Annotated in this window: 12 protein-coding genes; 5 read left to right on the top strand and 7 right to left on the bottom strand. The window is 70.9% G+C overall.

The genetic code is table 11. The features are described 5' to 3' along the window. Positions 1–53: 53 nt before the first annotated feature. The 5 genes from ACGFMM_RS02190 to ACGFMM_RS02170 form a co-directional block, all read right to left on the bottom strand. Positions 54–740 carry a response regulator gene (locus tag ACGFMM_RS02190; protein ID WP_393642271.1) on the bottom strand — a complete coding sequence of 229 codons (687 nt, stop codon included), beginning with the start codon at positions 738–740 and terminating at the stop codon, positions 54–56. Further along, positions 737–2107: a sensor histidine kinase gene (locus tag ACGFMM_RS02185; RefSeq protein ID WP_393642269.1), complete on the bottom strand. Its 1371-nt coding sequence runs from the start codon at positions 2105–2107 to the stop codon at positions 737–739. Before ACGFMM_RS02185 ends, ACGFMM_RS02190 begins: the two co-directional genes overlap by 4 nt. Positions 2108–2346: 239 nt before the next feature. Beyond that, positions 2347–3216 carry a DUF4429 domain-containing protein gene (locus tag ACGFMM_RS02180; protein WP_393642267.1) on the bottom strand — a complete coding sequence of 290 codons (870 nt, stop codon included), beginning with the start codon at positions 3214–3216 and terminating at the stop codon, positions 2347–2349. Between the two features lie 96 nt (positions 3217–3312). Further along, positions 3313–4524 carry an alpha/beta hydrolase gene (locus ACGFMM_RS02175; RefSeq protein ID WP_393642266.1) on the bottom strand — a complete coding sequence of 404 codons (1212 nt, stop codon included), beginning with the start codon at positions 4522–4524 and terminating at the stop codon, positions 3313–3315. 193 nt (positions 4525–4717) lie between these two features. Next, positions 4718–5371, bottom strand: coding sequence for a TetR/AcrR family transcriptional regulator (locus ACGFMM_RS02170; RefSeq protein ID WP_393642264.1), 654 nt, complete (start codon positions 5369–5371; stop codon positions 4718–4720). A gap of 115 nt (positions 5372–5486) precedes the next feature. On the opposite strand from ACGFMM_RS02170, the gene ACGFMM_RS02165 reads away from it, so the two are divergent. Then, positions 5487–7103 (top strand): MFS transporter, encoded by a 1617-nt coding sequence (locus ACGFMM_RS02165; RefSeq protein WP_393642262.1) that lies wholly within the window; start codon positions 5487–5489, stop codon positions 7101–7103. 183 nt (positions 7104–7286) lie between these two features. Further along, positions 7287–7670 carry a peptidase inhibitor family I36 protein gene (locus ACGFMM_RS02160; RefSeq protein WP_393642261.1) on the top strand — a complete coding sequence of 128 codons (384 nt, stop codon included), beginning with the start codon at positions 7287–7289 and terminating at the stop codon, positions 7668–7670. On the opposite strand, the gene ACGFMM_RS02155 is transcribed toward ACGFMM_RS02160, so the two are convergent. Beyond that, positions 7651–8508 carry a potassium channel family protein gene (locus ACGFMM_RS02155; protein WP_393642259.1) on the bottom strand — a complete coding sequence of 286 codons (858 nt, stop codon included), beginning with the start codon at positions 8506–8508 and terminating at the stop codon, positions 7651–7653. The genes ACGFMM_RS02160 and ACGFMM_RS02155 overlap by 20 nt on opposite strands. A 121-nt stretch (positions 8509–8629) precedes the next feature. Then, entirely contained in the window at positions 8630–11362 is a 2733-nt protein-coding gene (gene aceE, locus ACGFMM_RS02150) for a pyruvate dehydrogenase (acetyl-transferring), homodimeric type (RefSeq protein WP_393642257.1), read from the bottom strand. A gap of 421 nt (positions 11363–11783) precedes the next feature. Between aceE and ACGFMM_RS02145 the strand changes: the two genes are divergently transcribed. From ACGFMM_RS02145 to ACGFMM_RS02135, 3 genes are all read left to right on the top strand, one after another. Next, a complete protein-coding gene (locus tag ACGFMM_RS02145; protein WP_393642255.1) occupies positions 11784–12206 on the top strand; it encodes a DUF3052 domain-containing protein in 423 nt (140 codons plus the stop codon). 96 nt (positions 12207–12302) lie between these two features. Further along, a complete protein-coding gene (locus ACGFMM_RS02140; RefSeq protein WP_393642254.1) occupies positions 12303–12761 on the top strand; it encodes a peroxiredoxin in 459 nt (152 codons plus the stop codon). A 161-nt stretch (positions 12762–12922) separates the two neighbouring features. Further along, a complete protein-coding gene (locus ACGFMM_RS02135; RefSeq protein ID WP_393642252.1) occupies positions 12923–13498 on the top strand; it encodes a TerD family protein in 576 nt (191 codons plus the stop codon). Positions 13499–13558 lie beyond the last annotated feature (60 nt).

Here is a 13558-nt window from a genome sequence, read left to right as displayed (position 1 = left end):
GGGGGTCATACCGCGAGCAGGCAGGCGGGGTTCAGGCGAGGCTCAGGCGGGGGTCATGCTGCGCCGTCCCCGGGGCGCACCACCCCCGACTCGTAGGCGAAGATCACCGCCTGCGCCCGGTCCCGCAGGTCCAGCTTCGCCAGCACCCGCCCGATGTGCGTCTTAACCGTCTGCTCAGCGAGAACCAGCCGCTGCGCGATCTCCTGGTTCGACAGCCCCCGCGCGATCAGTTCAAGGACCTCCGTCTCGCGGGGCGTAAGCCCGTTGAGGCGGAGCGCGGTGCGGTCGCGTCGCGGGGCCGGCCGCTGCGCGGCGAAGTCGGCGATCAGCCGCCGGGTGACCGACGGCGCCAGCAGCGCCTCGCCCGCCGCGACCACCCGGACCGCCGCGATGAGGTCCGCCGGCGGCGCGTCCTTCAGCAGGAAGCCCGACGCCCCGGCGCGCAGCGCCTCGTACACGTAGTCGTCCACGTCGAACGTCGTCAGCATCAGCACCCGCGGCCGGTGCACGACGCCTACACCGCCGCTCAGGATCTCCCGCGCCGCCGTCAGCCCGTCCATCTCGGGCATCCGCACGTCCATCAGCACCACGTCGGGATGCGTGGACCGGGCGACCTCCACCCCGGCCCGCCCGTCCGGCGCCTCGCCTACCACGTCGATGTCGGCCTGCGCCGACAGCAGCGCGGCGAACCCCGCCCGCACCATGGCCTGGTCGTCGACGATGATCACGCGGATGGTCACGAGGTGGAGCCCTTCGTCGATGCGGCGGCGGACGTACTCAGCGGAAGCCGTGCCGCCACCCGGAATCCGCCGTCCGGAAGCGGCCCGGTGTCGAGCGTGCCGCCGGTCAACCGTACGCGCTCCCGCATTCCGACGAGCCCGTGCCCGGTACCCCCGTCCTCGACCGGCGTACGGCGCGAACCCCGTTCCTCCGACGCCCCGTTGACGACCAGGACGGTCAGCCACACGCCGTCCTCGTCCGGCCGCACCGACACCAGGGTGGGCGCGCCCGGCGCGTGCCGGACGACGTTCGCGAGGGCCTCCTGCACGATGCGGTACGCGGAGAGGTCCACGGCCTGCGGTACGTCGCCGAGCTCCGCCGCCAGCGACAGCTCCGTCGGCACCCCGGCCCGCACCGTCGCCTCGACCAGCTGCTGCACGCGGTCGAGGCCCGGCTGAGGCGCGCGTTCCCCCTCCGTGCCCTCGCTGCGCAGCACGGCCAGCAGCCGCCGCATCTCCGCCAGGGACTCCCGCGCGGAGGCGGCGATCGAGCCGAACTCCTCGCGTGCGGCGTCCGGCAGGCCGGGGATCCGGTACGGCGCCGAGTCGGCCTGGACGGTGATCACGGACATGTGGTGGGCGACGACGTCGTGCAGCTCGCGCGCGATCCGGGCGCGCTCCTCGAGGAGCGTGCGGCGCGCCCGTTCGCCCTCGCTGATGGTCTCCTGCTCGACGAGCCGCCGCTGGGCGTCGCCGCGTGCCCGCAGCGTGCCGGTGAGGAGCAGGACGACGCCGCTGAGCACGAACAGCACGACGTGGATCGGTTCGCTGAACCTGGGGGCGATCAGCTCGCAGAGCCAGCCGGCCACGCCGGTGACGAGCCAGACGCCGATGAGGGTCCGGCGGGGTTCGCGGAGTCCGACCGCGAGCATCAGAGCGAGATATCCGACGACGGCCATCGGAGTCCAGGGCCACTGCTGCCCCGGGGTCCCGTCGGCCCCGAGCAGCACGAGGGCACCGACGAGGTCGGCGGAGAGGACGATCCACCAGGCCTGGAGCGGCCGGGTCACGGCGAGCAGCAGCGGCGCGGTCTGCGCGGTGGCGAGCACTCCGGCGACCGCCGCGTTCCCCTGGTACTCCTGCGTCAGCACGGTCACGGTGACCGGGAGCAGCACGGCGACGAACACGCACGCGACGAAGTACGGCAGCCGGCGCACCCACACGGAGGAGGCGTCCGCGAACAGCGGCACGCCCGGCCGCGTGGGCGTGGCGAGCGCGACGCCGAGCGCATGCAGCGGCGCCCGCGCGGGCGCGGGCACGACCCGCCGCACGAGGGCCCGCAGCCGGGCGAGGGGCGGGGTTCCGGGCGAAGAAGATCCAGTACTCATGACCCGCCCACCCTAGGCACGCCCCCGTTCCGCAGGCGTCATACCGGGGAGCGGCCCGGGAACCGATACCTGGGTATGACGGGGGGGCGGGGCGGGCTGGAGGCCGCGCCTTACGGGCTCGGGCGGACCCCGCAGGTCGAGCTGCGCGGGCTGTCCCGAGTACCGGCGGCCGTGCCGTACGGGTCCCTCCCGTACGAGTCCCCCGGACCGTGGACCGGGAGGCGGTGCTGTTGGCCGCCCTACAGCTCCGCCAGCAGCTCGCGCTTCTTCGACGTGAACTCCTCGTCCGTCACCAGGCCCGCCCGGTGCAGTTCGCCCAGGTGCCGGATCCTTTCGGCGATGTCCGCGGGGTCGCGCCGCGCGCCCACCGTCACCTGCGCCGGGACCGGCTCCGCCGTGCCCGCCTCGCGGATCGCCGCCAGGACCGCCGCCGCGAACGGCAGCGACTCGTGGACCGGGCCGTACCCGAGGCCGAAGACGACCGCCGCCGGGTCGAGATCGGCCTGCGCCGGCTGCCCACCGGCGTCGCGGTCGCGCCGGACCAGCCGCAGGTAGCCGTCGAGCACGTCGGGCGTGCGCCACTCCACCCCGCTGAGGTCACGCACCTCGAACGCCTGGTCGCCGGCCTTCCACTTCGCCGACGACGCCCCCGTCCACGACCAGCGGAAGGCGACCTCGCCCTCCCCGTCGAAGCTGGCCCGGCCGTCGTACGCCTTGAAGGACTGGGGTCCCTCAGGCGCCGCCACCAGGTAGCCGTCCGTGGGGGCGGCGTCCGTCGGGACCAGCGGACGCAGCTCGTCCGCGTAGTACTCCGCGAGCGTCTCCCGGTCCGCCGGGAGCACCAGGCGGTACGGATCGCACCCGTCCTTGAGCTGCCCCGCCGCCGCCTCCATCAAAGGATCGGCGCCGGGCCGCGGCACCGCGTGCAGCACCACCGTCCCGCGCTTGCCCGGCGTCAGCGTCACGCCGCTCAACGCCTCGTGCGGCACACGTCGTTCGCCCAGCGCCTGGAGCAGCCTCGGCGTACGGATCCCCCGTTCGAAGCGGATGAGCACGGCGTCGGTCTCGAACTCCCAGGTGGCATGAATTCCGGCCAGCACATCACCCATGCGCCTCATCGTATGCCGCATGCGCCCCGGAGTCGCCCCTGCCGGCCCTCTGAGTACCCAGCCGAACTCCCGTGCCTCTGCCGCGCTCTACGCGCGTCAGACGCCGGACGCGCCGGAGATTCCACGGTTGCAGGCGCTGTCGGCGCTCGCACAGGTCAGTTCCTGGTACGCCCCGACGCCTATCTCGGCGAAGTTGTCGAGGCTCTCCGTACCCGGCTCGAAATAGCCGGTGTGACCGTTTGCACCCGCCGCAGAGAGCAGCCGCGCCCCGAACGCCGGCTCCACGGGGTCCGCCCCGTGCCCGACGCCCCCGAACTCCAGGTTGGGCACCCGCTGGATCCAGTCGTCCGCGTCCCGCATCGCCCACACCCGGGCCCGCGTCGCCAGTTCGGACGCGCTGTCCACCCGCATCCCGGGGCTGCCGGCCACCGCGACGTCCGTGACGCGCTCCGGCAGCCGGCCCGCCGCGACCCCGCAGAGCACGGAGCCGTAGCTGTGGCAGAACAGCGTGACCCGCGAACTCCCCGGCAGAGCGTCCGTCATGTGCACCAGCCGGACCGCCCCGCTCTCCGCGAGCCGGCCGATCGCCGCGTCGATGCCGACGCCGACGGGCGAGGTGTAGTCGGCCCAGGCGATGACGGCGACCCGCGTGCCCGGCGCGGTGCGCCGCTCGGCGTCGTACAGCGAGCGCGCCATGCCCGCCGGGGCGGTGTAGCGGCCCTGGGTCCGCTGGAAGGTGAGCAGGTTCGTGTCGACGCCCGGCACGATCACCGAGACCCGGCGCGCCCGGTCGAGGTCGCCGAGGACCTCGGCGGTACGGCCCGTTCCGGTCGGGTCGAAGGCGAGGATCTGCCGGTTCCGCTCCATCAGGGAGGCGAACCGGTGCGCCCGCCGCGTCGCGTCCCGGCGGCCGTCGCGGCTGAGCCGCAGCTCGGCGAGACGCCGCCGCTCGGCGCCGAGCGCCCGCTTGAGCGAGAGCCGGTTCGCGCGGTAGCGGAGGGTGACCGGTACGCCGTCGAGATTGCCCACGATCAGGGGGTGCTCTTCGGCGAGCCGGGCCCCGCGCTTCGCGCCGATCGCGTGGAAGAACGCGGCGATCGTACGGGCGGGGGAGCCGGTGTCCGGCAGCCGCCGTCCGTCGGCGGAACCGTGCGCCCAGGCGGCGAGCGCCGCCGGGTGCGGGTCCTCCGACCCGGGCTGACGTCGGATGGTCGTCCAGCCGGTCGTCGCGAGGAGCACGAACACCACGGCCAGCGCGAGGAGCATGCGCCAGACGGCGAGAGTGGGGGAGGAGTCGAAGGAAGTCACTGCGGGACACCCTAGGAGACGCCCGCGCGGGGCCGGGTGGAGGGTGACGGGGATCACGATCTTCGACGGGAATACCGCCGGTTACGGTGACAGTGGGTACACACTTGCTCCCGTACGGACGGGTGTGCGGCGCTTGCGTCCTCCAAGACCCGCGCGCCCGCTACGACCCGCCGGCCGTACTGGCTACGCCCGGCTACGCCCCCGCCCGCGTCTGCCAGTCCTCCGCCAGCGCCGGCCCCAGATGGTCCAGGTACCGCTCCGTCAGCGCGCGCATCGCCTCCAGCGAGGTGTCCGAGCCCTGGCCCCACAGCCGGCCGGTCACGCGCATCACGCCGCTGAACGCCGCCACCGCCACCCTCGGGCGCGGGTCCGTGTCCGCGTCCAGGCCCTCGCGCTCGGCGATCATGCGGGAGATGCTCTCCTCCATCTCGGTGGAGCGCCGCAGATGGACCGCGAGCAGCGCGGGTGTGGACTCGATCAACTGGTACGTGCGCAGGTAGAGCTCGACCGGGACGACCTCGGCGATCGTCTCGCCGATCTGGTCCCAGCTGCACAGGACCGCGTTGCGCATCGCCTCGAACGGGCCCTCCTCCGCCGGGCGTTCCGCCAGCGCCTGCACGAAGCGCTCCTCGACGACCTGCTGGAGCGCGAAGGCCACGTCCTCCTTGCTCGCGAAGTAGCGGAAGAAGGTGCGCTGGGAGACCTCGACGGAGTCGGCGATCTCGTCCACGGTGGTCCGCTCGTAGCCCTTGGTGGTGAAGGACTCCAGGGCCGCCCGCAACAGGGCGTCGCGGGTGCGCCGCTTCTTACGCTCGCGCAGCCCGGCAACCGGACCCGTAGACGTCACTTGATGGTCCTCTTTTCGCCACTTGGACCGGATCAGCGTACCTGTGAGGAACATGACAGTTACCGACGTGTGAACTGCTTTGTCAATTGTCAGTGACTGACATTAGCCTCCTCGCATGACTAGTCAGACCACGCTCGACAAGGCGCCGCGGCCGCAGGATCCCGGCCCCGCACCGGCGCAGACCAAGGGGCTTCGCGGTCACCCCTGGCTGACGCTCTTCGCCGTGGCCGTCGGCGTGATGATGGTCGCGCTGGACGGCACCATCGTCGCCATCGCCAATCCGGCCATCCAGAAGGATCTCAAGGCGTCGATGGCCGACGTCCAGTGGATCACCAACGGCTATCTCCTGGCCCTCGCCGTCGCGCTGATCACCGCCGGCAAGCTCGGCGACCGCTTCGGCCACCGGCAGACCTTCCTCATCGGCATAGCCGGCTTCGCGGCCGCCTCCGGCGCCATCGGCCTCTCCGACTCGATCGCATTCGTGATCGGCTTCCGTGTGCTCCAGGGCCTCTTCGGCGCACTGCTGATGCCGGCCGCGCTGGGCCTGCTGCGCGCCACCTTCCCCGCCGAGAAGCTCAACATGGCGATCGGCATCTGGGGCATGGTCATCGGCGCGTCCACCGCGGGCGGTCCGATCGTCGGCGGACTGCTCGTCGAGCACGTCAGCTGGCAGTCCGTCTTCTTCATCAACGTGCCGGTCGGCGTGCTCGCCCTCGTCTTCGGCCTGGTGATCCTGAAGGACCACCGCGCGGAGAACGCGCCGCGCTCCTTCGACCTGCTCGGCATCCTGCTGCTCTCGGGCGCGATGGGGTCCCTCATCTGGGGCATCATCAAGGCCGGTGAGTCCTGGGGCTGGTCCAGCGGCAACACCTGGGGCTTCTTGGGCGGCGCGGTCGCACTGTTCGTGCTCTTCGCGGTGTGGGAGACCAAGGTCAAGGAGCCGCTCATCCCGCTGGGGATGTTCCGCTCGGTCCCGCTGTCGGCCGGTGTGGTGCTGATGGTCCTGATGGCCTTCGCCTTCATGGGCGGCCTGTTCTTCGTCACCTTCTACCTGCAGGGCGTGAAGGGGCTGAGCCCGGTCGACAGCGGTCTGCACCTGCTGCCGCTGACCGCGATGATGATCGTCTCCTCGCCGCTGGCGGGCGCGCTGATCACCAAGTTCGGCCCGCGCATCCCGCTGGTCGGCGGCATGGTCTGCACCGCGACCGCGATGTTCGGCATGATCAGCCTGACGCCTGAGACCGGCACGTTCACCATGTCGCTCTGGTTCGCCCTGCTCGGCCTGGGCCTCGCCCCGGTCATGGTCGGCGCCACCGAGGTCATCGTCGGCAACGCGCCGCTGGAGCTGTCCGGCGTGGCCGGCGGTCTGCAGCAGGCCGCGATGCAGGTCGGCGGCGCGCTGGGCACGGCCGTCCTGGGCGCGGTGATGTCGTCCAAGGTCGGCAGCGTGTTCGGGCAGAACTGGAAGGACGCGGGCATTCCGGTCCCGGCGGACCCGCGTCTGGAGCAGGCCGCCGAGTTCGGCATGGTGCCGCAGGAGCTGGCGAAGGCGCCGGGGATGACCCCGGACCTGCTCGCCTCGATCGGCAAGGTCATCCACGACACGTTCATGTCGGGCATGGGCCTGGCGTTCACCGTCGCGGGTGTCGTGGCGGTCGTCGCGGCGCTCGTCGCCATGCTGACGAAGCGCGGCGAGAACGCGGAGGCGGGTGCGGGCGCGGCCCACATCTGACGTCCGCCCCGCCCGAAGGACCCCGCCGGCTCGACCGGCGGGGTCCTTCCCCTATTCGGGTGAAGTGAGCCGTGGCCTCTTCCCAACGCTGCGTGACGCCTCCAAGATTTTGATTACGGAGAGTGACACGCGAGCGAACGGGGGTTCTACGAGATGAATACGCGTACGAGGGCAGGGGCGGGGATGAGGACGGGGGCGGCCGCGGTGGTCGTCCCGGTGATCGTGATGGGCCTGGCGGTCCTGCTGGCGGGCGTGCCCGCCACGGCTCGGCCTGCGGCGCCGAGCCTGGGGGCGTGCGCGCCGGGGCAGCTGTGCCTGTGGCCGAAGGCCGACTTCAGGGGCCGGGCGAGCACGCACGAACTGGCCGACACCGACATCGAGAGCTGTGTCCCGCTGCCGGCCGGGACGAGCGCGCAGGCGCTGGCCAACCGGACGGGCCGGCCGGTGACGACATACCAGTCCGCGGAGTGCGCGGAGACCGGCCAGTTCGAGACGTACCCGGGGACGGGCACATGGGTGCCGCAGAGCCCCTACCAGGTCAGAGCCTTCAAGATCTGGGAACGCTAGGGGCCGGCAGAGCTTCGGCGGAGGTCCCGGAGGCGGAGGTCCCGGAGGCCGAGGCCCCGGGGGCGGAGGTCTCGATGGCCGGCCCGGCGACGGCTTCGGCAGCCGCCACGGAGGCTGCCGAAGCCGTCGGCGGGGCCTGGAGCCGGGCGACCTCGGCGCGCAGCTCGCGCACCTCGTGCGTGAGCGCCTCCAGGAGCGCGGTCTGACGGCGCTCCAGAGCGTCGTCCCGCTCGAAGCGGGCGATGAACCAGGCCGCGATGTTCGCGGTGACCACACCGAGCAGGGCGATGCCGGAGAGCATCAGGCCCACGGCGAGGACGCGGCCGAGGCCGGTGGTCGGGGCGTGGTCCCCGTACCCGACGGTCGTCATCGTGGTGAACGACCACCAGACCGCGTCGCCCAGCGTCTTGATGTTGCCGTTCGGGGCCGAGCGCTCCACGTGGAGCACGGCCAGCGAGCCGAACATCATCAGCCCGACCACGGCGCCCGCCACATACGTGGTGAGCGTTATCTGCGGGGCCATCCGGGCCCGCCGGCCGACGAGGAGGAGCGTGGAGACCACCCGCAGCAGCCGCAGCGGCTGCACGAGAGGAAGGATCACCGCGAGGAGATCCAGCGGATGACCGCGTACGAACCGCCACTTGGCGGGCGCGAGACCCAGGCGTACGGCGTAGTCGACGGCGAAGGCGCCCCAGACGAACCACTCCACGCCCAGGCACAGCTCGTGGACCCAGCGGTCGGCGTCCGGCGCGACGATCGGCACCGCGTACGCGATGCCGAAGGCCACCGCCAGCGCCAGCAGCGGGGTTTGGGTATGTCGTTCCCAGCGTTCCTTCATGCCGGGAATCGTAGGCAGCGCACGGGGGCGCATTCGCCCCCGCGCCCCAGGGGGGCGCGGGGACGTGCGCTGGCAGCCACGACGTACCCGCGGGTGAGGTACCGCTCTTCCGGCGGAACGCCTACGCGTCGCCGCCCGCGGCGCCCGGGTCCGCGGCCGCCACGTCGAGCAGCTGGTAGCGGTCCACGGCCTGCTTCAGGGCCGAGCGGTCCACCTTGCCGTCCCGGGCCAGCTCGGTCAGCACCGCCAGCACGATCGACTGGGCGTCGATGTGGAAGTAGCGGCGGGCCGCGCCCCGGGTGTCGGCGAAGCCGAAGCCGTCCGCGCCCAGCGAGGTGTATCGGCCCGGCACCCAGCGGGCGATCTGGTCCGGGACCGAGCGCATCCAGTCGGAGACGGCCACGAACGGGCCCTCGGCGTTCTGGAGCTTGCGGGTCACGTACGGGACGCGCTGCTCCTCGTCCGGGTGGAGCAGGTTGTGCTCGTCGACCGCGACGGCCTCGCGGCGCAGCTCGTTCCACGAGGTCGCGGACCAGACGTCGGCGCGGACGTTCCACTCCTCGGCGAGGATCCGCTGGGCCTCCAGGGCCCACGGCACGGCGACGCCGGAGGCCAGGATCTGCGCCGGGACCGTGCCGGCCTCGCCCGCCTTGAAGCGGTGGACGCCCTTGAGGATGCCCTCGACGTCCACGTCGGCCGGCTCCGCGGGGTGCTGGATCGGCTCGTTGTAGACGGTCAGGTAGTAGAAGACGTCCACGGCGTCGGGGCCGTACATACGGCGCAGACCGTCCTTGACGATGTGCGCGATCTCGAAGCCGAACGCGGGGTCGTACGCGACGCAGCCCGGGTTCGTCGAGGCGAGCAGCTGGGAGTGGCCGTCGGCGTGCTGCAGGCCCTCGCCGGTCAGCGTGGTCCGGCCGGCCGTGGCGCCCAGCACGAAGCCGCGCGCCAGCTGGTCCGCCATCTGCCAGAACTGGTCGCCGGTCCGCTGGAAGCCGAACATCGAGTAGAAGACGTACACCGGGATCAGCGGCTCGCCGTGGGTGGCGTACGCGGAGCCGGCGGCGATCAGCGAGGCGGTGCAGCCGGCTTCGGAGATGCCGTCGTGCAGCATCTGGCCGGTGGGGGACTCCTTGTAGGCGAGCAGCAGTTCGCGGTCCACGGCCTCGTACTGCTGGCCCAGCGGGTTGTAGATCTTGGCGCTCGGGAAGAAGGAGTCCATGCCGAACGTGCGGTACTCGTCCGGCGCGATCAGCACGAACCGCTTGCCGATCTCCTTGTCCCGCATCAGGTCCTTCAGGAGCCGGACGAAGGCCATGGTGGTGGCGATCGACTGCTGGCCGGAGCCCTTCCTGACCGCCTCGTAGGTCTTGTCGTCCGGCAGCGTGAGCGGCTTGGAGCGGACCACACGGGTGGGCACGTACCCGCCGAGCGACTTGCGGCGGTCGTGCATGTACTGGATCTCTTCGGAGTTCCGGCCCGGGTGGTGGTACGGCGGCAGGCCGCTCTCCAGCTGCTGGTCCGTGATCGGGATGTGCAGCCGGTCGCGGAAGCCCTTGAGGTCGTCGACCGTCAGCTTCTTCATCTGGTGGGTCGCGTTGCGGCCCTCGAAGTTCGGGCCGAGGGTCCAGCCCTTGATGGTCTTGGCGAGGATCACCGTCGGCTGGCCCTTGTGCGCCTTGGCCGCGGAGAACGCCGCGAAGATCTTCTTGTGGTCGTGACCGCCGCGGCCCAGGTGGAGGATCTGGTCGTCGGTCATGTTCTCGACCATGGCCCGCAGCCGGTGGTCGTCGCCGAAGAAGTGGTCGCGGATGTACGCGCCGGTCTCCGTCGCGTACGTCTGGAACTGGCCGTCCGGCGTGGTGTTCATCCTGTTGACCAGGACCCCGTCGCGGTCCTGCGCGAGCAGCGGGTCCCAGGAGCGGTCCCAGACCAGCTTGATGACGTTCCAGCCGGCGCCCCGGAAGACCGACTCCAGCTCCTGGATGATCTTGCCGTTGCCGCGCACCGGGCCGTCGAGCCGCTGCAGGTTGCAGTTGACCACGAAGGTCAGGTTGTCCAGGCCCTCCCGGGCCGCCAGGGTCAGCTGGCCCAGCGACTCCGGTTCGTCCATCTCGCCGTCGCCGAGGAACGCCCACACGTGCGAGTCGGAGGTGTCGGCGATGCCGCGGGCCTCCATGTACCGGTTCATCCGCGCCTGGTAGATCGCGCCCAGCGGACCGAGGCCCATGGAGACGGTCGGGAACTCCCAGAAGTCCGGCATCAGCCGCGGATGCGGGTACGAGGACAGGCCGTTGGGGAACTTCGACTTCTCCTGGCGGAACGCGTCGAGCTGGGTCTCGTTCAGCCGGTCGAGCAGGAACGCGCGGGCGTAGATGCCCGGCGAGGCGTGGCCCTGGAAGAAGATCTGGTCGCCGCCGTCGCCCCCGTCCTTGCCCCGGAAGAAGTGGTTGAAGCCGACGTCGTACAGCGAGGCGGAGGAGGCGAAGGTCGCGATGTGGCCGCCGACCCCGATGCCCGGCCGCTGGGCGCGGGAGACCATCACCGCGGCGTTCCAGCGGGTGGCGTTGAGGATCTTGCGCTCGATCTCCTCGTTGCCCGGGAAGAAGGGCTCGTCCCTGGTGGCGATGGTGTTGACGTAGTCCGTGCTGCGCATCTCGGGCACGGCCACGCGCTTCTCGCGGGCCCGCTCGATCAGCCGGAGCATCAGGTAGCGGGCCCGCTCACGGCCGCGCTCGTCGACGGCGGCGTCGAGCGAGTCGAGCCACTCCTGGGTCTCCTCGGGATCGAAGTCCGGGACCTGGCTGGGCAGGCCGCCAATGATGATCGGGGTGCGATCGGATCCGGAAGCCACGCTGTTCCTTCGCTGTCGGTGGAGCCACGGGTGACGGTCGGGGATACGGAGAGCTGTCGCGCCGCCACCATCGTGTACCCCAGGGGTCCACACGTCATCTCTACCGAGAGGTAACCCCCAGGGGGTGCCCGGTCGGTCAAATCGCAACCTTACGCCCAAGCCGCGCATGCGTTTCGTCGCTGCGTTCGGCAGACTGAAGCCGCGGAAGTATTCAAAACAGGACTAAGGGTGTGAGCGCGATCACGGAGCGTACGGACGGGCTCCCCGGAGTTGCGGCGAGACGGCCCCAAACGTCACCGTTTCGACGGTCTCGCTCGCCGGGTACTTGCGCGATCCGTCCCGCCCGTGTGGACTACGGCCAACACCGTGCGCACGCGCGCGGTACGCAACACCTTTCCCGAAAACGATCAGGAGGCAAGCCGTGAGCGCGACCGCGGACCACGCGGAGGAGCGGACCAACCCGGCAGCGAGGCTGGGGTTCGAGCCCGGACAGGTGGTCCAGGAGATCGGTTACGACGACGACGTCGCCGACGATCTCCGTGAAGGCATCGAGTCCATCATCGGCCAGGACCTCGTGGACGAGGACTACGACGACGTCGCAGATGCCGTCGTGCTGTGGTTCCGCGACGATGACGGTGACCTCACCGACGCCCTGGTGGACGCCATCGGTCTGCTGGAGGACGGCGGCAACATCTGGCTGCTGACCCCGAAGACCGGCCGCGACGGCTACATCGAGCCGAGCGACATCCAGGATGCCGCGCAGACAGCTGGTCTCTCCCAGACCAAGAGCATCAGCGTCGCCAAGGACTGGTCGGGCACCCGCCTGGCCGCCCCGAAGCGCTGATCCCCACGCTGCACCGGAGCCCCCGCCGACCCGGCGGGGGCTCCGTGCGTAGGGTGGGGACTCACTACTTCGGCCCAATGAAGGGAAACGTCAGCCATGACGATCGAGGTCGGCACCAAGGCCCCGGACTTCGAGCTCAAGGACAACCACGGCCGCACCGTGAAGCTCTCCGACTTCCGCGGTGAGAAGAACGTTGTCCTTCTCTTCTACCCCTTCGCCTTCACCGGCGTCTGCACCGGCGAACTGTGCGAGCTGCGCGACAACCTGCCGAAGTTCGTGAACGACGACACCCAGCTGCTCGCCGTCTCCAACGACTCCATCCACACCCTGCGCGTCTTCGCCGAGCAGGAGGGCCTGGAGTACCCGCTGCTCTCCGACTTCTGGAAGCACGGCGAGGCCTCGCGCGCCTACGGCGTCTTCGACGAGGACAAGGGCTGCTCCGTGCGCGGCACCTTCATCATCGACAAGGAGGGCGTGGTCCGCTGGACCGTCGTCAACGCCCTTCCGGACGCCCGCGACCTGAACGACTACGTCAAGGCGCTCGACACCCTCTGAGCCCGGCTCTGAGCCCATCCGGCCCTGCGGATCCTGCGTCCGGCGGCCCGACACCTCGTAAAAGTCTGCCGGTGCCGGGAACCGCTCACTAGGATCCAATCGTTGATCCGACTGCCAACGCACGACGGGGGCGCTGCCCCTGGAAACCAATGGAGGGACTCGTGGGAGTCAGCCTCAGCAAGGGCGGCAACGTCTCGCTGACCAAGGAGGCCCCTGGCCTGACCGCCATCACCGTCGGTCTGGGCTGGGACATCCGCACCACCACCGGTACGGACTTCGACCTGGACGCCAGCGCCATTCTGGTCAGCGAGGCCGGCAAGGTCCGCAACGACCAGGACTTCGTCTTCTTCAACAACCTGAAGAGCGCGGACGGCTCGGTCGAGCACACCGGTGACAACCTCACGGGTGAGGGTGAGGGCGACGACGAGCAGGTCAAGGTCAACCTCGCGGGGGTGCCGGCCGACGTTGCGAAGATCGTCTTCCCGGTGTCGATCTACGACGCCGAGAACCGTCAGCAGTCCTTCGGCCAGGTGCGCAACGCGTTCATCCGCGTCGTGAACCAGACCGGCGGCGCCGAGATCGCCCGGTACGACCTCTCCGAGGACGCCTCGACGGAGACCGCCATGGTCTTCGGCGAGCTGTACCGGCACGGTGCCGAGTGGAAGTTCCGCGCGGTCGGCCAGGGCTACGCCTCCGGCCTGCGCGGCATCGCGGCGGACTTCGGCGTCAACGTCTGAGTCGCCAGCAGCTTCACCCGTCCGGCGCCGCACGTTCCGTGCGGCGCCGGACGTGCCTCT

It is taken from the genome of Streptomyces sp. NPDC048604 (assembly GCF_043199435.1).
Taxonomy (GTDB): Bacteria; Actinomycetota; Actinomycetes; order Streptomycetales; family Streptomycetaceae; genus Streptomyces.
This window is presented reverse-complemented; position numbering and strand designations above follow the sequence as displayed.